The 18,255-nt window shown below is 46.6% G+C and carries 17 protein-coding genes; 7 read left to right on the top strand and 10 right to left on the bottom strand.

Annotated features, from left to right (window positions below; all coding sequences use genetic code 11):
• Window positions 1-24: 24 nt before the first annotated feature.
• Window positions 25-846, bottom strand: coding sequence for a M48 family metallopeptidase (locus tag NDI34_RS07495; RefSeq protein ID WP_190410896.1), 822 nt, complete (start codon window positions 844-846; stop codon window positions 25-27).
• Between the two features lie 383 nt (window positions 847-1,229).
• Here NDI34_RS07495 and NDI34_RS07490 point away from each other — a divergent pair, with 383 nt between their 5' ends.
• Window positions 1,230-1,499: a GlsB/YeaQ/YmgE family stress response membrane protein gene (locus NDI34_RS07490; RefSeq protein WP_190410490.1), complete on the top strand. Its 270-nt coding sequence runs from the start codon at window positions 1,230-1,232 to the stop codon at window positions 1,497-1,499.
• A gap of 386 nt (window positions 1,500-1,885) precedes the next feature.
• On the opposite strand, the gene NDI34_RS07485 is transcribed toward NDI34_RS07490, so the two are convergent.
• The 6 genes from NDI34_RS07485 to fusA form a co-directional block, all read right to left on the bottom strand.
• Entirely contained in the window at window positions 1,886-2,593 is a 708-nt protein-coding gene (locus NDI34_RS07485) for a molybdopterin-dependent oxidoreductase (RefSeq protein ID WP_348232305.1), read from the bottom strand.
• A gap of 159 nt (window positions 2,594-2,752) precedes the next feature.
• Window positions 2,753-3,361, bottom strand: coding sequence for a cytochrome b/b6 domain-containing protein (locus tag NDI34_RS07480; protein ID WP_190525235.1), 609 nt, complete (start codon window positions 3,359-3,361; stop codon window positions 2,753-2,755).
• 93 nt (window positions 3,362-3,454) lie between these two features.
• Complete coding sequence (locus NDI34_RS07475; protein ID WP_242047441.1) at window positions 3,455-3,892, bottom strand: DUF4864 domain-containing protein; 438 nt, start codon at window positions 3,890-3,892, stop codon at window positions 3,455-3,457.
• Window positions 3,893-3,976: 84 nt separating this feature from the next.
• On the bottom strand, window positions 3,977-5,095 hold the full coding sequence (locus NDI34_RS07470) for a response regulator (RefSeq protein WP_348232304.1): 1,119 nt from the start codon (window positions 5,093-5,095) through the stop codon (window positions 3,977-3,979).
• Between the two features lie 400 nt (window positions 5,096-5,495).
• Window positions 5,496-6,062: a Uma2 family endonuclease gene (locus NDI34_RS07465; RefSeq protein WP_190431618.1), complete on the bottom strand. Its 567-nt coding sequence runs from the start codon at window positions 6,060-6,062 to the stop codon at window positions 5,496-5,498.
• A 141-nt stretch (window positions 6,063-6,203) separates the two neighbouring features.
• Window positions 6,204-8,273, bottom strand: a complete 2,070-nt coding sequence (gene fusA / locus NDI34_RS07460) for an elongation factor G (protein ID WP_348232303.1) — start codon at window positions 8,271-8,273, stop codon at window positions 6,204-6,206.
• Window positions 8,274-8,477: 204 nt separating this feature from the next.
• Here fusA and NDI34_RS07455 point away from each other — a divergent pair, with 204 nt between their 5' ends.
• Window positions 8,478-9,275 (top strand): abortive infection family protein, encoded by a 798-nt coding sequence (locus tag NDI34_RS07455; RefSeq protein WP_348232302.1) that lies wholly within the window; start codon window positions 8,478-8,480, stop codon window positions 9,273-9,275.
• A 234-nt stretch (window positions 9,276-9,509) separates the two neighbouring features.
• Here NDI34_RS07455 and NDI34_RS07450 read toward each other — a convergent pair whose 3' ends face one another.
• Together NDI34_RS07450 and NDI34_RS07445 are read right to left on the bottom strand one after the other, a co-directional pair.
• A complete protein-coding gene (locus tag NDI34_RS07450; RefSeq protein ID WP_348232325.1) occupies window positions 9,510-10,532 on the bottom strand; it encodes a spore photoproduct lyase family protein in 1,023 nt (340 codons plus the stop codon).
• 131 nt (window positions 10,533-10,663) lie between these two features.
• Window positions 10,664-11,020 (bottom strand): hypothetical protein, encoded by a 357-nt coding sequence (locus tag NDI34_RS07445; protein ID WP_190410482.1) that lies wholly within the window; start codon window positions 11,018-11,020, stop codon window positions 10,664-10,666.
• 126 nt (window positions 11,021-11,146) lie between these two features.
• On the opposite strand from NDI34_RS07445, the gene NDI34_RS07440 reads away from it, so the two are divergent.
• Window positions 11,147-11,356: a hypothetical protein gene (locus tag NDI34_RS07440; protein ID WP_339380865.1), complete on the top strand. Its 210-nt coding sequence runs from the start codon at window positions 11,147-11,149 to the stop codon at window positions 11,354-11,356.
• Between the two features lie 10 nt (window positions 11,357-11,366).
• Entirely contained in the window at window positions 11,367-12,557 is a 1,191-nt protein-coding gene (locus NDI34_RS07435; protein WP_348232301.1) for a low temperature requirement protein A, read from the top strand.
• A 194-nt stretch (window positions 12,558-12,751) separates the two neighbouring features.
• Here the strand turns inward: NDI34_RS07435 and NDI34_RS07430 are convergent, their stop codons facing one another.
• Entirely contained in the window at window positions 12,752-14,443 is a 1,692-nt protein-coding gene (locus NDI34_RS07430) for a dolichol-phosphate mannosyltransferase (protein ID WP_348232300.1), read from the bottom strand.
• 640 nt (window positions 14,444-15,083) lie between these two features.
• Between NDI34_RS07430 and NDI34_RS07425 the strand changes: the two genes are divergently transcribed.
• The 3 genes from NDI34_RS07425 to NDI34_RS07415 all read left to right on the top strand — a co-directional run bounded on the left by NDI34_RS07425 (window position 15,084) and on the right by NDI34_RS07415 (window position 18,199).
• On the top strand, window positions 15,084-15,215 hold the full coding sequence (locus NDI34_RS07425; RefSeq protein ID WP_277878891.1) for a hypothetical protein: 132 nt from the start codon (window positions 15,084-15,086) through the stop codon (window positions 15,213-15,215).
• Complete coding sequence (gene cofH / locus NDI34_RS07420; protein ID WP_190525246.1) at window positions 15,212-16,372, top strand: 7,8-didemethyl-8-hydroxy-5-deazariboflavin synthase subunit CofH; 1,161 nt, start codon at window positions 15,212-15,214, stop codon at window positions 16,370-16,372. Before NDI34_RS07425 ends, cofH begins: the two co-directional genes overlap by 4 nt.
• A gap of 132 nt (window positions 16,373-16,504) precedes the next feature.
• Window positions 16,505-18,199, top strand: a complete 1,695-nt coding sequence (locus NDI34_RS07415; protein ID WP_348232299.1) for a DUF3352 domain-containing protein — start codon at window positions 16,505-16,507, stop codon at window positions 18,197-18,199.
• Window positions 18,200-18,255 lie beyond the last annotated feature (56 nt).

The raw sequence follows: 18,255 nt of genomic DNA, 5'->3' as shown, positions 1-18,255 counted from the left end.
CTGTAAGGGTGAGTTTCCCGGTCGCTACTGAGTTGCGGGTGGCAAACGCGATCGCACAGACTGAGCAAATTCCTCGCGTCCAATCTCCAATTGTGGTGGAACGCCGTTGGGATAGGTTTGAGAGATCAAAGCTTGTAGTTTTTGAATTCGGTTCTCAGGGTTGGGGTGGGTGCTGAAAAACTCCGGAGATTGACCGCCACTCCTGGCACTCGCCAGAATCTGCATCACTTCAACACTAGCTTTAGGGTTGTATCCAGCTTGCGCCATAAACTGAACGCCAAGGCGATCGCTTTCTAGTTCGTCCTCCCGTCCGTAGCGCAGATTGACAATCTGGTTCACTGCTTGGGCAATCACTTGTGCCTGCCGACCGCCACCTTGGTCGTCACTCGCCGCAACTCCAACCGCTGTTACCAGTGCTGTACCAAGTTGCTGCTTTGCCAAGCGTTCCGCCCCGTGTCGTCCCACAACGTGCCCGACCTCGTGCCCCAACACAGACGCCAGTTGTGCTTCAGAAGAAAGACGACGCAGCAAACCCGCAGTAATAAAAATTTGTCCTCCCGGCAACGCGAAGGCATTAATCGTTTGAGGGTCGCGCAGCAGATGAAATTCAAAGGGATAGCCGGAAGTCTTCGCCTTTGACTCCTGCACTACCTCATTTCCTACTTTGTCAATATAGTTTTGTAGCGCCGGATCTGGGTACAGACCGCCAAATTTCGCCGCCATTTGCGATCGCGCTTGCAGTCCTAGGACGACTTCCTCCTTTGGCGAAAGTTGCACCCGCTGCTTTTCCCCAGTTACCGGGTTCTCGACTGTCGTAGTGCAGTAACTAACTAACCCAAATAGCATAAGTAACAGTGCAATTCCCAGCCGGATCAGCGCTCTCACTGCTTATTCCCCCGATTTATTCGTCCGGAGATTATCATACTGCTCGGCAATCTAACATCAGTCCGAAGGATGCTTTATTTAATTTTTTTGTAGGATAAAGGCAATTCTAGAGCTTGAACCTAAGCGTTTATCTTCTTTTACCCCAATGTTAAATATTATTAATTGACTGGAAAGTTCGGTGCAATCATATAGAGGAATTAGCGCTGTAGGAACCTGAACGTGAAAAGAATACCGTTTGCCTATCTTTTGGGGTAAAGACACTTATATCGTGTGGCAGATAGGATTGCTCTATTTGAACTGTTAATCTGTAAATGTAAAGAAGAGACTATTAAGGAATCAGAACCATGAACATTATTGCTTGGATCGTTTTAGGTCTGATTGCTGGTGCAATTGCTAAAGCTATTTATCCGGGTCATCAAGGCGGTGGTATTCTAGGAACCATCGTACTAGGAATCATTGGAGCTTTCGTAGGCGGTAGTATCGGTACTTTCCTGCAAACGGGGACTCTACAATTAGCAGCTTCTAGCTTGAGCATTCCTGGAATCATTGTCGCTGTTTTAGGCGCAATTGTTGCAGTCTTCCTGTGGAACTTACTCACTCGCCGCGCCGCTTAAGTAGCGCTACATCTGCCACTTCGTTCGGCAGATTCACAATGCTCAATCTGCGATCGCAGCTCTTGGGCAAGTCTTGGGCAACTGATTAATTTTCAAGGAAGTGAAAATTGCGTTGTAATAGACGACAGGTAAGTAGTATACGCCTCGTCAGTAGGGGAGTATCAGAGACTCCCCTACACTTTCAATGCAATGAGATCAAAGAACGCGATCGCTTGGAGCAAGATTGATATTTTTTGATTGAAGTATGATTCGGGAATTCTCAATCTTGCTATACATAGTTATTTTATGGCTTTGAAAATAGCTTTAAAATAATTGCCAGAGCCTTGCATCTACCATTCGTATAAAAGTTCAAGATAAAAATTGAAGTGTGAAACCGCAGGCTGCAACTATAGCCCTGCGAACCATTCATAACCTTGATCTTCCCAATAGCCCTTATAAGGTAACAAATCGCCAACTAGCGTAATGCTTGTCACCCATTTGCTTTGCTTGTAGCCGAGTTTAATCGGGGAAGCTAGACGTAGAGGGGCACCATTTTCAACCGATAAAGGTTGACTATTTTTTTGATACGCCATGAGAGTTTGGGGATGCAACGCAGAAGCGATATCCCAACTTTCGTAATAACCATCCGCCGATTTAAAGTAAGCATAGCGGACATTCGCTTTTGGTTGCGCTAGAGATACAATTTCCCGCAGTTGGATTCCCCCCCACTGCACAATTGCCGCCCAACCTTCGACGCAGACATGGCGAATTGTCATTGAGGATAAAGGCATTTGCTGAAGATCCGCCATACTAAGACTCAAAGGATTATTAACCTCGCCATTTACATTTAGGCGAAACGCAACAGGGTCTATTTGTGGCGTAAAGTCAAATGTATTAATAATTAAAGCATCTGGCTCAATCTGGCTAGCAGGAAATTCAGGTACAGGTTTTTGCGGATTTAGCAGTAACTCTTCAACACTTTGGTTGAGGGGTTCAAAAGCTTTACCTGCAATCCCCTCAAACACGCTGAACGCACAACCCCCCAGAAGTAAGCTAATACTAGAAATTCCTGAGAATTGCAGAAATCTGCGACGGGGAACTTGAATCAAGTTCATAAAATATCTCTACTAAAATATTCAATAACTTAAATAGCAACCTCCTCCTTTAAGAGTTCCTGTAAGAAACCCAGTGAACTCATTTTAAAGAAGGAAACTAGATTGATAATGAGCTTTAGGATTGTTGTAATCCAACCTACAGCTCATTATAAAATACCGCTACCAGAACATAGAATCAATTAAACGAGAACCTCCTACTTTAAGAGCTAGCCAAGAGTGAACCATTGCAAAGAGTATGACAGTTGGCACACTCATAAAGTGAACAATTCGCAATGCTTGCCAATCGCCAAATAAATCAACAATCCAGTGAAATTGAGCTGGTTTATACATTCCCAGTCCGCTTAGCAAAGCGAGCAGTAAAATCGGAATAATCGCGGTGTAAGCAATTCGATGCCAAGCATAAGCAATGCGCTTGGGGTTGTGGCTCAATTGCAGTGCCTTCACATCCTTCTCACCTACAAATCGATGCTTCCAGCGCCGAGTTATCAAAATATAAATCCCGTACCAAACTAAATTTAGAGCAAATAGCCACATGGCAGCAAAATGCCAGTGTCTACCTCCAGCAAGCCAGCCGCCTAGCAAAAACAAGGGTGGAAAATGCCAACCACCGCGTCCGCCAAAAACCGGATTAGCATTGTAAATCTGTAGTCCGCTGGTAATCATTAAAAGCAAGCTAATAATGTTGATCCAGTGAAATGATTTTACCGCCAAAGCTTGTGTCGGTAGCAGTGGGGGGCGAGGTGTTTGGGAGGAAATAGACGAACTCATAGATTTATAAGTATAAATTTATCTTTTTTTGATTTCATCTTAAACACTATCTTCTCACATCAAAACTCAAAACTCTTCTTACCAATTTTCTATTCAAACCGTTTCTCCTTTTACTGGCACTAAATAACACCCAGTAATTTTCCATTTACCCTGAGATTGCTTTTTCATCAGATAAAGTGCCCTGATCAAATTCCCATCTCGATCGAGTAGAAGCACTTGCTGAGCTGGGAATCCTTCAATTGTGGTCATGTTCTCAAACATCACGGAACGAGGACGATGAACTGGTTGATAAGCAGCCTTCACCATCCTTAAAAAGTTGTCTGGCGTCCCGAATTGAGCTTGAATTTCTGCGCTAGCAAAGGAGAAAGCTCCTTCAGCATCGTCTTTCTGAAACGCTTCCAGTTGGTTAGAAATCACAGAACGGATAATCAGGCGATCGCTATCAGTTACTTCCATTTGTTGAGCTTTAACGGGTAAGGTGAGCGGTAAAAAAGCCAGCAAGAATTTCAGGAAACAACGGACGCAACGCATCTGAAAATTATTTTTACTTATCGGAGATTTTAATCTGGGTTAGCCAGCCGGATTGGAATGAGCCAAGAACTCCGTTAGGCTCAATCAACCAGATTTAATCTGAGACAATCTATCTTGCATTTCTACATCCACCGACACCGAGCGAATTTTGCGCCCGATTGCTGGAGGCTGCCGCAGTTCGCATCGGAGATCCGCAACTAATTCGCACAAGTGTTGCGCTATGTCCCGATCCAATGGCGTCTCTGGTTGAAAGCTATGTTCAATCTGACGAGCTAGTTGAGAACCCCACGGAAAGCCAAACATCCCTAAAGAACCTGCTAGCTTGTGAGCTGCCCAAACTGCTCGGTGGCGCTGTTCCAACCCCAATTCGTCTCTCAATAAGGCAGTCGTTGCCTCCTCAACAACATCTATCCGAGAGATAATCTCTCCTTGCAAGCGCTCCCAAACTTTCATCACTGCTGCCTGCGTTTGAGCAAGCGTCGGCGGCTGGTGTAGGGCGGAGGATACCGCTTGTGTTGGAGGATGAGATTGAGCTGGCTTGAGGCGATATCCTAGCCCATAAACCGTCTCAATCAGATCGGTGGGAGCGCCCGCGGCTCTCAGTTTTTGCCGCAACCCTTTAATGTGAGATCGGACGGTTTCTTCAGCGGGTGGTTGCTCAAACGACCACAGGTGTTCCAGAAGCTCGCTGCGGCTAAAGACTTGATTCGGACAGCGCACAAACAGTTCTAGTAGCGCATACTGTTTGGGGGTAAGATGCAAGTTTTTCCCTTCATAGCGTCCCTCTAAGGTAGGCGGGTCAAGACCTAGGCTGCCATTCTTCAGAATTGGCGGCTTTAATAAACAGCAATGACACAGGAGAGTGCGGACACGAGCCGCTACTTCTTCTAAATCAAAGGGTTTGAGGACATAATCATCCGCACCAGCATCCAGCGCAATGACTTTATCGCCATCAATTTCATGGGCAGCGTATAAGAGAATCGGCATCAACCGCCCCAAAGAACGTAGCCGCTGACAAAGACTGATGCCATCAAGTGTAGGCAGCATCACATCTAGCAAAATTAAGTCATAAGTACCAGCCCGTGCAAATTGCCAGCCTGCTTGCCCATCGGCTGCCCGGTCCATTATATAATTGCGATCGCTGAGGGTTTTGGTGAGAGCTTGTGCCAAACGCTCATCATCTTCCACTAGCAGAATGTTCACTTTGAGATTTCCCCTAATCCTGATTCGCTTCCCGTCAAGCACTGGCGACAGACGCCCGCAGGCATTTTCTACATATATCAATTAATTTGTCAATAGTGTTTTAAAAAATAAGCATTTCTATGAAGTTATTTAAACTAAGTTTGCCTGATATTAAAGATAAAAGCAAAAAGGCAAATACTAATCATTACGATTGGCCTTATGCTGGCAGCAGTAACCGTAGCAGTGAAGCATCTTTTGAAATTGGCAATTGCTTTGGGTTTTAGAAAAATTTTTAGGTACGACGATCGCTGCCGATAACTGTTTCTGCAAAAATGACATCCAGCGATTTTTCGTTGGGCTATTCAATTCAGCTTGGGTTTGCAATTCAAGGCAAATTGCGATCGCTAATTTCCGCTAACTTCTAACTAAACAACCGCGCCACAGGACAAGTAAAACCGGGAAGCAATGGCGAAGTCAGTTCATCGCTGGCAAATAATGTTGCTGTTAGCACCAGTGTTGCCCCCTCTCGTCGATAAATCTGAATTTGCTGCAAACGCCAATCAACTATCCAGTATTCCCTGGCTCCCTGCGATGCGTAGAGTTTCAGTTTCACCTGTCTATCTCTGCGTTCATTCTCCTCGCCTGGAGATAGCACTTCAACCACCAACTCTGGTGCTGCGGTTAAATGCCCTGCATCATCTAGCACAGCAGCTAATCGTTCCTTACTTGCCCAAACTACGTCAGGAATCACGTTATCAGCATCCGTAAAAATGATGCCAGCACCACTTGCAGATTCTCCTAAACCAGTCTGTCGCGACCAAAAATTCAACTCTGTACAAATGTTGCTACATACCCTTTGATGACCCCAGTGTGGTGCGCGTGTCACAAATAATTCTCCATCCACAATCTCATAGCGATTCCCGTTATCTGGCAACAACTCCAGATCGGCAACTGTCCAACGGACTCGATCGGTAGTGGTCTGGCTCATCAAGCACTCCTTGAGTGTGTTACTCCATTTTATGAGTGCAAAGAAAAGACTGAGAACTAAAATTTAGTCCTCAGTCCGCGAAGAGAGTGAAGAGAGTGCCGCTACGCGAACACTCCTTAGTCCTATTTTCAGATGAAGGCTTTAGCCGCGCAGATGGGCGGCATTTTCCATCAGTTGCTGTTGCAGATTCACGGGTACCGGCTTATTGGAGACGAACTCCATTGAGAAGTTAGCTTGACCGGAAGAAAGCGATCGCAACTGTGCAGAATAACCGAACATTTCCACGAACGGCACTTCGGCACGGATGACAGCGTAATTTTCCATCGTCTCAGAACCCAGCAGGACGCCGCGACGAGACGAGAGATCGCCCTGCACTCGCCCCACAAACTCGTTCGGTGTCTCCACTTCCACGAGCATAATCGGTTCGAGGATGACTGGCGTTGCTTTGGCAAAGGCTTGCTTGAGTGCAAGACTAGCCGCAGTTCGGAATGCCATTTCCGAAGAGTCAATCGCGTGGTAGGAACCCGCTTCTAGTATCGCTTTGACACCAACAATCGGATAACCGATGAGATGTCCGCTAGCGATCGCTTCGCGGAAACCTTTCTCGCAAGCGGGGATGAATTCTTTGGGAATCGCACCCCCAACCACCCGATTCTCGAACGCAAACGGGTCTTCACAGGGTTCAATCCGACCGATAACATGAGCATATTGACCGGGGCCACCGCCTTGCTTCTTGAGCCTGTAGTCGAAGGTTGCCGACTGGGTAACGGTTTCGCGGTAAGCTACGGCGGGCGCACCGACGTTAACTTCGGCGTTGTATTCCCGCTTCATGCGTTCGATGTAGATTTCTAGATGCAGTTCGCCCATCCCCGAAATTAGGGTCTCCTTGGACTCCGGATCGATGCTGACGCGGAAGGTGGGATCTTCCCGTGTAAAGCGATTGAGCGCTTTTGACATTTGATCGGCATCTTCCCGTTTCTTGGGCGCGATCGCTAGCGTCATCACGGGTTCTGGCACAAATATCCCCTCTAAAGAGAGGTTGGTTCCTTCCGAGCAGAACGTATCGCCAGAAGCGCAGTCTACACCCAGCAAAGCTACAATGTCCCCAGCGGCGGCACTTTCGACCTCCTCGCGTTTGTTCGCGTGCATCCGCACAATTTGGCTCACTAGCACTCGTTGGTTAGTGCGAGTGTTGTAGATGCGTTGTCCCTCGCGCAGCGTCCCGGAATAGATGCGGGTATAAGTCAGTTGTCCGTACTCATCTTTGGCGATTTTGAAAGCCAAGGCAACCAGTGCGGCTTCCGTGTCTGGATAGACATGAATCGGCTCATTCGTCGCAATCGCGATCGCTTTCACCACCTCTCTATCCACTGGTGACGGCAAGTAAAGAGCAACAGCATCTAATAAGTTCTGAACCCCCTTATTTTTGAAGGCGGAACCCATCAGAACTGGCGTTAATTGCAAGCTTAAAGTTGCTCGACGAAGGGTTTCCCAAATCATTTCTTTGGGAATTTCTTCGCCCCCTAGTAGCATCCCCATCATCGATTCGGAGAACATAGAGAGTTGATCGAGCATCTTCTCTCGTGCTTCTTTTGCCTCATCCCGTAACTGTTCGGGAATTGACTGAATCACGCGAATTTCGCCTTTTTCTCCAGCAAAATAGTTTGCCGTCATTTCAATCAAATCAATGACGCCTTCAAACTTATCCTCGCTGCCAATAGGATACTGAAGCAGTACCGGGTTCAGACCTAGTTTTTCTCGCAGCGATCGCACGACTCGGAAAGGATTTGCACCTGTCCGATCCATCTTATTAATGAAGGCAATACGCGGCACTCGGTAGCGCTTCATCTGCCTATCTACTGTGATAGATTGCGATTGCACACCAGCAACCGCACACAGCACCATAATCGCACCATCAAGAACCCGCAAAGCACGCTCCACTTCAATCGTGAAGTCCACGTGTCCAGGAGTATCGATCAGGTTAATCTGCGTATCATTCCATACGCAAGTTGTCGCTGCTGAAGTGATGGTAATGCCTTTTTGTTGCTCTAACTCCATGTAGTCCAATGTCGCGCGATCGCTACCTCCCCGAACTTCGCCAATCTTGTAAATTTTGCCCGTGTAGTACAGAATCCGCTCGCTAAGGGTTGTTTTACCAGAGTCAATGTGAGCAGAAATTCCAATATTACGGATGCGCGTTCGGGGAATCATAGGACAAATACTCTGCCTTACCAGAGCCATGAAAAGACATTTGCCACTTGTGCGGCAATCTTTATGCTACATTTATACTACAAAAGTGTCAAGGGTGTGGGAAGGTAGAGCGATCGGGGTATATCATTAATACAATAGGAAATACTAAACACACTTTAAAAGTGCGATCATCAGCCTATACTTTTTGGGTAAACAGAAAAATATATGAGTGGATCAACAAAGCAGAAAGACAGAATTGTTCTATCAATCAAGCGTTGTATAGAATCCGAGTTCCTAGAATCGGACTGGGATGAACTAGCTTATCTTACAAATGGTAAGGATATTATTTATAAACACCACAGACTATTGCAAAGTCACCGTTTTGGCGATCCGGACTACGGGAGCTGCATCTTTCAGGTTATCGAACAGTTATTAGATCGTGACCCTGGCAACTTACAAATTATTATCGACTTCATTAGGCTGCAAGAATGGCTAAAAGAAAACAATCCTCAAGACTTTGAAGAACTTTACGGACACACACAACCTCTCCTTGACACTACAGAGGAGATGGCAATAGCAAACTCTTTTGAACTGAATCAGCACATCGCTCGGGTTCGTCGTTCTGTAGAGTCCGATCCAGAACTTGCCGTAGGTTCAACAAAAGAACTTATCGAAAGTGTTCTCAAAACGATTCTTGAAGGTTTTGGAGAAGAAATAGGAAAAGACGACCTGACTAAATTACTAAAACGTACACAAAGAGTTTTAAACCTTAGTCCCAGCGAAATCGATTCAAATATGAAAGGAGCCGAGATTATCAAGAGAACTCTGAATAACATTGGACAGGTTGTGATTGGTGTTGATGAACTAAGAAATATTTATGGTACTGGACATGGTAAAGTTCACAAATCTGGTATCACTCCACGTCATGCTCGATTAGTAGTAGGTACAGGCGCAACCCTAGCTATTTTTCTTATGGAAACTTTTGAAATGCAGAAGCAGAAGGACACAGGAGCCAGTAGTTAATAGCAACCCAACACTACGCGATCGCTTCTTTTCCTTCGTCGCAGATATAAGTGAGTCAGTGCGATCGCTTAGTATTAGCTAAACTGGAGTGTTTAGACGCCGAAAAAAAGAATCACCTGGATAAGCTAAGCTCTCCAGAGCGATCGCATTCTCTCCCTTTGCAAACTTGCTCAAAATATAAAAAAGCTGACCTGTAATTTGGTCAGCGAATAAGATGAGATTTAGCTAGAAATCCTAAGTCCAGTAGAGAAGGCGACTTTGGGGAAAGCGGTTCGTAATCTCACTTTCAAAAAAGCGCCGTAGCGTCTTCATCGTGTCGGTGTCATAAACATACTTGGTGCCGCCAAACTTGTTACGCTTAACAGTGCGTGTTTCTTCATCCATGTCCAGCTTTGACTGGGGATACCAAGTTTGCAAAACCTCTTTTGAGCCAGGCGTGAAGCGGTGGGAAATCAACTCGAAAGTCAAGTCACAATCAAAATCGAGTGCTTCGCTAATCGAGTCAAACAAACGAGTGTAATGTATTTCCCAATCCTCGATAGGCATAATTGGCGCAATCACTAAACCCACTGGATACCCGCCACCGCCAGAAGATCGAGGTAAAGCTAACCGCCGTAAAGCTTGAAGTCGGGAAGCTACCGACGCTGTACCGCCTTCAAACCGACGAGACACCGGATCGGCATTCACACTAATCCGACAACGGGTGTGACCATTGTGGGGCAAGTCGAGTAATTCATCCACCGCATCAAACTTGGAAACCCAACGCAGATATCCGTTCGTCCGCGTGCCAAAGTAGCGGATACATTCAGCGAGGCTGCCTGTTAAATGCTCAATACCCAGAGGGTCAGTGTAGCAGCTAACCTCAAAACTTGTGGCGTCACTTTGTCCTTCGTAAGCTGCCAGATTCTCCAATATTTGCGGTAAGTTCGCAAAGACGCGAATCACGGGTGGCCCTGATAAACTACCTGCTAAATAACAGTATTGGCAGTGTGCGGGACAACCTTCAGCGAGGTGAAATTGCCAGTCAGCCGATGGAGGGATGGGGCTGAGTTTAAAGGAACTAGGCGGTGCGGTGACGACGGCGAGGGTACGCTTGGCGATGTTGTAGGTATCGCGATCGCTCTCGCCACGCAAACCAGTAAGGCGATTTCGCGGCAACTCTTCGATGGGTAAATTAAGCGACTGGACGCGAGAAAGTATCTGCTGACCGTAAGGCTCATCTAAGGCAGCGGGTGTGAATAAAACTCGCTCCGGCATCCACAAACGAGTGGATGGCGCTTCGGGTGAGGAAATGTTGTCTGCGATCGCGTGCATACTGTCAGGTTCTCAGGATTGATCAATTTGGAGCTGAAGTAAGGGGCGATCGCGATCGCCCCCTACCGATGACCTTAATTCTCTAAAACTTGGCGGATGCGCCGTTCCAACAGTTCCAGATCAAGACCGCCTTCATCACGGCTAATCCGACGCACCGTTGAGTTAACGTTGCTCAAATCCACCAATAAATCTTGGAGAATTTCTTGCTGTTGACGCGCTTGGGTGACTTCACGCGGTTCTTGCACCAAGTCACGAATGATAGTGTCTTCAGCCCGCGAGGCAACAATCGGGTCAGCTTCCCCCTGTAGATGAACGAAGGTTCGCCGCCCCGGTCCGCGTTCTTCCTCAATGGGGATAATTGCTGTCACCTGGTCGGAGCGCACGTATTTTCCGAATCCTAGATGGACTAAAACCGATGATTGTAGTTTCATTTAGAAGAATGTTTATTTTGTCCCTTACTTCTATTTTAAACGCCTACTGAAAGACCTGAGACCTAGAACTGGAGCGGGTTTTACTCCCTTAAGAGTAGTAGTATCCGGTGGCGATCGCGCGACTTTTTGACCCGACTATCATGGGCGCAAAATATCTGTTTACGCAAAAGATTTATCTGTACCATCGGGATTCCCGGCTGGTTGAATGCGATGCTTCACTTGCCTATGGGTAGCCTTGCCAAGTCAGATTTAGACCAATTGGCGGCTGAATGCGATCGCTACAGAAAGATTCGATTTTCTATGGGATATTATCTGCATAATCCTCTCGGAAATTAGAGAGTGCAAGATGATTAAAACTTTGTGGCAACCTCCCCGCCTGCGGACGCCTGAAGAGAACGAAAAAGAACGCCGCGCGACTTGGTTAGAACTCTTTTATGACTTGGTATTTGTGGCAGCGATCGCGGAAGTGGCGCATAATCTCAACGAACACGTCTCGCTGCTGGGTTTTTTGGGTTATATGCTGCTGTTTGTGCCGATTTGGTGGTCTTGGGTTGGGGCGACTTTTTACGCAAGTCGGTTCGATACTGACGACTTAGGACACCGACTGCTGACATTACTGCAAATGATTGCGATCGCAGTGCTGGCAGTAAACGTGCATTACGGCTTAGGAAAAACTTCCGACGGCTTTGCCCTTTCCTACGTAACTGTTCGATGTATTTTAATTTTCCAGTATCTAAGTGCTGGATACTTTGTGGTGGCAGCGCGGAAGTTGACAACTTGGTACGTGATAGGCTTTAGCATCGCCGCCGCCATCTGGCTAATCTCAATTTTTGTCCCAATTCCTTGGCGTTTTTGGCTTTGGGGATTGGGATTTTTGATTGACTTTGGCACACCTCTCACCGCCAGACAGTTGGCTGCCAAGGTGCCGCCGAGCTTTTCACACATCCCAGAACGTTTAGGCTTATTTACGATTATCGTGTTGGGTGAGGCGGTGATTGGCGTAGTCAAAGGCGTTTCTCAGCTGCAATGGGGTCTTGCATCTGCCACTGTGGCTGTGCTGGGGATGATAGTTGCTTTTAGCCTGTGGTGGATCTACTTTGACAGCGTGGATGGCTCACCTCTGCGGAGGATGGGAACTGGCAACCTGAACTTTGGTTTAATCTGGCTCTATTCCCATTTACCCCTCGCCATTGGCATTGCTGCTGCTGGTGTAGGTGTGGAACATATTGTCGTGTCCAGCAAAACGGCAGGAGCGTTACCCAGTAACGAACGATGGCTGATCTGCGGCGCTGTGACGATGTGTTTGATGGCCTTGGCGGTGATTCACCTGATTACCTGTACTTTAGGGACAAAGCGACATCGTAAGATTTTAGCCGCCTATCGTTTGGGTTCTGCGGCTTTTATTCTGGTGATTGCGATCGCGGGTGCGGCTTTGTCACCGATTACAGTCGTTAGTTTGGTAGCTTTAGCTTGTGCTGTGCAAGTGGTGCTGGGTTTCCTGACACCCCCTCACGTTCAGCCTGAGGCAAAGTGCTGATCGATACGATAAAGGTATTCAGCCAGCCTCAGGCTTGGGAAAGCGATCGCCTACTTTCCTCAAAATTGCGTGCGATTGCGAGAATTCCAACCTCTAACGCACTCGATAGTTTCTATTTTCCTCCCTCTAAAAGGGATGAAGCAGGAACCGCAGAAGAGGATGAGGCTGGCGCTACGGGCAAACAGCTTAACAATTTATCTTCGATTGCTGAAGGCAGGAACCGCAGAAGAGGATGAGGCTGGCGCTGCGGGCGATCGCTGCCCAATCGATGCCTGGAATATAGGATAATTCCCATATTTTCCTAAAGGTAAGAATTCCATCGTAAACTGCTGGTTTTTTAAAGGCAGCTTTACCTCTTCAGGCTTTTTCTCAGAGATTTGGCAGGAACGAGTGTAATAGCAGACATAAATAAACTTCTCTTTTTTCTGCTCAAGTAACGCCTCGCCCAAAGTTTGTAAATCCTGAGGTTCTTTCGTCAGGAAAAATACTTTTTCAAGTAGGGGTGCTTGGAGAACTTGAGCAACATATTGGTTGGACATCGCGACTACTGTTTCTGGTTGCGATCGCAAGAACTGAATAGTTGGGGAAATGCCTTGATAATTTTTACTGAGATAAGCTGTGCCGGAGTAGGTGTTTTTATAAACCCCAATGATAAAAAGCACCAAGAAAATAACCGTACCTATCTTTTTAATACTTCCTTTCGCCAACCTCCGGACAAATTCAAACTCTTTGATTGCGACCAAGCAAATTAGCGGTACCAAAACCAGCAAAAACCGAGGTCCCCATTGCTTGCCTCCTGCACCAGCCGGAACCATTATCGCAACCGCTACAGTAAATAAGAAACAGATTGCATAGATAACCGTCATTCCCAAGCTTAGTTTTAGCTTTTGTCGGCTAAATAAACTCACTCCTAAATATAAAATTGCAAATAAGGTTAGGGGAAAATACTCAAACAAGCCAGAACTCATTTGATTAAAATTTGCCACCGCCACTAATAATCTATCGACTAGCGAAAATTTCTCTACTATCTGAACGGAATGCATTCCTAGAGGATGCTTATAAATCAATGTATTCAACACAAAGAAGATGGCAATCGTCAAAAATGTGCTGACAACAAAGAGTTCCTTTCTTTTCGCTAAAAACTGAACTTTTTTTAATTTTAAAAAAGATGCAGCATAAACCAGGACAGCCAAAAACGCGACGATGCCTAGAATTTCTTCTCTAAACCAAACAGATAAGCCAATAAATATCCCACTTAATACAGCATCCTTTTTAGACAACCCTTCTGTCCCCGGTATTAATAAAGTTGCCATTCCGTGAAAGCAAAGCGCTACAGCGAGGCTATGTTCCCAATACATCGCGCTATAGATAGATAAAGGGGAAGCAAAAATTAGGATTGCAAGCGCGATCGCTGTGCTAAAAGCGTTTAATTTCAACCGTCTGCAAGCAAAATAAAAACTTACCCATACAGCCCAAGTTGCAATCAAGGGAACGACGTATAATCCTCTATAGCCGAAAAGCGCTTGGAAAGGTGCGGTAACAAGGGGAAAAGTAAACGGAAAGGTGATGAAGTACTGCCCAAATCTGTTATAGACAAACGGTTCTTGAAACGGGTATAATCCACTTTGCCAAAGATTCCGAACCCAGTCTTCTACAGGTAAGTTCAGGTCAAAGCGAAACTGCCCGTTGCTAAATTGTTTCGCTAACAAAGCTTTAAGCCCAGCATCTCCACTAAAAAAGACATCATTTGGGAGTTGCGATTGCAAAAACAGTGAAAATAAAACGCCCGCTAGAATAATGAGTAAGGGAAATCTATATTGGTTGATTTTAGCCTTACTATCAGAATCGCTAGGATTGGATGTAACATCTCTCCACGTTTTTGACATATAATTTCTCATTTTTTTATTCCCTCAATTTACAAGCATTAATATTAAATACAAGATTCACAACCGGCTCTCGTTTGGGTAAAGATTCCTTCCATAATTTTTACCAACTATCCCTTTACTTGGGTATTGTAAAAATTGGTTACTTACGTAAGGTCGGGCAATCCCCAAAATAGGTTCGCTATATTTTACGCAATTAGACTGAAATTCTACGACAAAGAATAGGCTATCTTTACTAAATCTTCAAATAATGGCTATTTTTCACCTGAAGTTGTAAAGATTAGGTGAAGTGAGGTCTAAACTATACAGAAATGAAATAAAGGCTGAGCCACTATGGTCGCAACTAATAAAACTAAGTAGAATCTGTAAATTTAGAAACAGTTTTCATCGATAGTCTTCCTAACAAACCGATAATTTAACTAAACTGCCCTCCGGATGCATAGAGAGATAAATTTTGATTCAATGCTTGTAAGCAATTTCCTGACACAATAGCTAACTCTTTCTCCAGCCGATTTGCTACTGCGCTTATGGGTGTCCGATTATAAATAATTTCTATTTCATACCATTAAATTGCTCGGTATTTCCCTAAAATTGCTCATTCTAGAAAACAACCTAGAGGCTTGGTGAAAAATTAGGCACAATTTTGAGTTTAGAGCGAATTTCGCTACCCGATGAACCCGTGAAACTGACTGCTGGCGCTACTAGCGAACTCCCAGAAAAAACATTTACTGCCAAAATTGAGAAGAGTGACCTACTTTACCGGGAAGTGCTGTGACGACTAAAACTGTTGATGCTATTCTTGAGCGTGCTCTGGCAGGTGGCGATTTGTCACAAGAAGAGGGAGTTGTACTATTAAAGCAAACCGATCCAGATGTCCAGTCAGCGATTCGGGAAACATCTGACAAGCTGCGACTCAGGCAAGCGGGTGAGACTGTCACCTATGTGATCAATCGCAATATTAACTTCACCAATATCTGCGAACAGCACTGTAGTTTCTGCGCCTTTCGCCGGGATGAAGACGAAGAAGGCGCATTTTGGTTAGAGAGTCCCCAAATTTTGGAAAAAGCGGCTGATGGAGTCCGGCGGGGGGCAACTGAGATTTGTATGCAGGGGGGACTCCATCTTGGGGCAAAAATTAATGGTGCTTCTTTGCCTTATTACCTGCAACTGGTGAAGACAATCAAAGAGGAATTTCCCCAACTGCACCTGCACGCCTTCTCCCCCCAGGAAGTGCAATTTATTGCCAGGGAAGATGGTCTTAGCTACGAGTCGGTGATTGCGGCGTTGCGAGATGCCGGTGTTGGCTCAATGCCGGGAACTGCGGCGGAAGTTTTGAACGATGAAGTGCGGCGCGTCCTTTGTCCGGAAAAGCTGGATACCGCAACTTGGCTAGAAATTGTGGGAACAGCACACAAGTTGGGAATGCCAACCACTAGCACCATGCTTTCCGGTCATATTGAGACCCCAGAACAGCAGATGCAGCATTTAGACAAGTTGCGATCGCTCCAACAAACGGCTGTTACCCAAGGATATCCTGCCCGGATTAGCGAATTTATCCTATTACCTTTCGTCGGTCAAGAAGCCCCCAAACCCCTGCGTCGTCGGGTGGGGCGAGATCAACCGATTCTAGAAGACGCCCTGTTGCTGACTGCTGTGGCGCGAATTTTCTTAGGAAATTGGATTCCCAACCATCAACCCAGCTGGGTGAAACTCGGTCTTGCAGGTGCGGTGGAAGCCCTGAAATGGGGCTGCAATGACATCGGCGGCACCTTAATGGAGGAGCATATTACAACAATGGCTGGGGCAGTGGGTGGCACCTGCATGGAAGTGGAAACTTTGCAGTCAGCGATTCGTTCATTAGGGCGTCCTTACCAACAACGGGATACACTCTACAGAGTGCTAAAGAGGGACACGGTTGCTGTTCTCTCCTGAGCGGGCAGTTAATATTTGGCTCGACTCAGATCCGGGCGTCAGCGTTGCACAGCATTGGCATCCGAATCAGTCGGTTGTTGCTCAAGATAGCTCGCCCGAATGCGAAAGCTCCTACGACTCTTGACTTGGTTTATGCCTCAGAAAAATCAACGTTCCCTTCTGACTGTGGCAGCTGCCGTGTTGCTGATTGCTGGCGGCGCAGTAACTTACTGGCTGCTGATGCAGCGGAATCTATTTCAGGCTGATGTCCCGGTGGGTGCCGAAATGGTTCCCCAGGATACCTTGCTCGCCGTGTCAGTCTCGACTGATGAAAAGCAATGGCAGCAACTGCGGCAATATGGCACTCCCGCTAGCCAATCCGCATTTGGCAAACAACTCGCCGAACTGGAAAAAAATCTCCTCACTGCTAACGGCTACAACTACCAGCAAGATATCAAGCCTTGGGTGGGTAAAGAAGTCACGATCGCTTTTTTGTCACAGCAGTTGCCCCAGAATCCCAATGCTGTCCCGGTTGGTCAACAATCGGTGGTGATGGTATTGCCGATTGAAAATCCTCTGCAAGCAAAGCAAGCGCTAGAAAAATATAGAAATCCGACCTCTAGCAAGTTTGTTGAACGCATTTACAAAGGTATCAAGATTCGAGAAACCCAAGACAGTTCCGCCCAGAAATTCTCAACGACGCTGCTAGAGCGTTCCTTAATTGTTAGCACCGATCCGAAAGGGACGGAGCGCGTCATTGACGCTTATAAAGGCGGTGCCTCCCTAGCGGATACTCCAGGCTACACAGAGGCTTTGGGGAAGATTAAAGCGGGTGCGCCGTTTGCCAAAGTGTATTTTAATGTGCCTGTGGCAACAGCAATGGCAGCCACCTATTCAGCGCGATCGCTTTCTCCCCAAAATCTTGCCTCGGTTCAACAAAGGCAGGGAGTCGGCGCGACGGTGACACTGGAACCGGAGGGACTTCTGTTTAAAGGAGTGTCTTGGCTGAAGCCGAATAGCGAGACAAAGTACGTAGTGGAAAACAACGCCAAGAGTATGCCTCGGCGTCTCCCTGGCAATACTCTGATTGTGACCTCTGGTGGCAATTTGCAGCAGTTGTGGCAAGATTACGTCCAGGGTGCCCAAGCGAATCCGCTGATCCGGGTTAGTCCAGAACAGATGAAAGCCGAGATTCGGTCTAAATTAGGTCAAGATTTAGAGCAAGATTTGCTGCCTTGGATGAAGGGCGAGTTTTCTCTAGCTTTAATTCCCACACCTCCAGGAACTCCCTCGATTTTAGGTGCTGGCGTGGCGTTCCTGGTGCAAACAAGCGATCGCCCTAGAGCTGAAAAATCTCTCAAGCAGCTGGATGAGGTGATGGCACAGCAATATAAGTTTCAGGTACAAGAAACGACGCTCAACGGTCAACCCATCATCAATTGGACATCACAACTCGGTGGCTTAGCCGCCACTCACGGCTGGTTAGATGGTAATGTTGCTTTCCTGACATTAGGGGCACCCGTTGCTAGTACCCTCGTCCCCAAACCCCAAGCGACTTTGGCGGACAGCGAGTTATTCAAACAAGCGATTCCTCAGCAGCTCAATGACAAGAACGGTCTGTTTTTCATTGATGTTGACCGTACCATTAACGCTGGGAATCTGTCGCTCTCGCAAGTCGATCCAAATCAAAAAATCTTTACAAACGCGATACGCTCCATTGGCGTCACGGGTGGCATCAGTAGCGATCGCAGTAGCCGCTTTGATATCTTCGTCAACATGAAGAAAGTTGGAGATCCCAGTCCTTCGCCAAAAGCCAGTCTCTCGCCCAGTCCTAGCCCTTCTCCTTAAAGTTTCGGTTTTCAACCCCAAGGTACGCCAAGGTTCGCAAAGCTCAATAATTCCTT

It is taken from the genome of Trichocoleus sp. DQ-U1, assembly GCF_039961925.1.
Lineage (GTDB): Bacteria > Cyanobacteriota > Cyanobacteriia > Cyanobacteriales > FACHB-T130 > FACHB-T130.
Note: the sequence above shows the minus strand (reverse complement) of the source record. Positions and strands in the feature narration are given on the sequence as shown.

What these genes read in the sequence shown, in the direction of transcription:
- NDI34_RS07435 (WP_348232301.1), top strand. Translation starts at nt 11,367, where the DNA reads ATGATTAAAACTTTGTGGCAACCTCCCCGCCTGCGGACGCCTGAAGAG.
- NDI34_RS07430 (WP_348232300.1), bottom strand. Translation starts at nt 14,443, where the DNA reads ATGTCAAAAACGTGGAGAGATGTTACATCCAATCCTAGCGATTCTGAT.
- NDI34_RS07415 (WP_348232299.1), top strand. Translation starts at nt 16,505, where the DNA reads ATGCCTCAGAAAAATCAACGTTCCCTTCTGACTGTGGCAGCTGCCGTG.
- NDI34_RS07445 (WP_190410482.1), bottom strand. Translation starts at nt 11,020, where the DNA reads ATGAAACTACAATCATCGGTTTTAGTCCATCTAGGATTCGGAAAATAC.
- NDI34_RS07480 (WP_190525235.1), bottom strand. Translation starts at nt 3,361, where the DNA reads ATGAGTTCGTCTATTTCCTCCCAAACACCTCGCCCCCCACTGCTACCG.
- NDI34_RS07495 (WP_190410896.1), bottom strand. Translation starts at nt 846, where the DNA reads ATGCTATTTGGGTTAGTTAGTTACTGCACTACGACAGTCGAGAACCCG.
- NDI34_RS07455 (WP_348232302.1), top strand. Translation starts at nt 8,478, where the DNA reads ATGAGTGGATCAACAAAGCAGAAAGACAGAATTGTTCTATCAATCAAG.
- NDI34_RS07485 (WP_348232305.1), bottom strand. Translation starts at nt 2,593, where the DNA reads ATGAACTTGATTCAAGTTCCCCGTCGCAGATTTCTGCAATTCTCAGGA.
- NDI34_RS07465 (WP_190431618.1), bottom strand. Translation starts at nt 6,062, where the DNA reads ATGAGCCAGACCACTACCGATCGAGTCCGTTGGACAGTTGCCGATCTG.
- fusA (WP_348232303.1), bottom strand. Translation starts at nt 8,273, where the DNA reads ATGATTCCCCGAACGCGCATCCGTAATATTGGAATTTCTGCTCACATT.
- NDI34_RS07490 (WP_190410490.1), top strand. Translation starts at nt 1,230, where the DNA reads ATGAACATTATTGCTTGGATCGTTTTAGGTCTGATTGCTGGTGCAATT.
- NDI34_RS07450 (WP_348232325.1), bottom strand. Translation starts at nt 10,532, where the DNA reads ATGCCGGAGCGAGTTTTATTCACACCCGCTGCCTTAGATGAGCCTTAC.
- NDI34_RS07475 (WP_242047441.1), bottom strand. Translation starts at nt 3,892, where the DNA reads ATGCGTTGCGTCCGTTGTTTCCTGAAATTCTTGCTGGCTTTTTTACCG.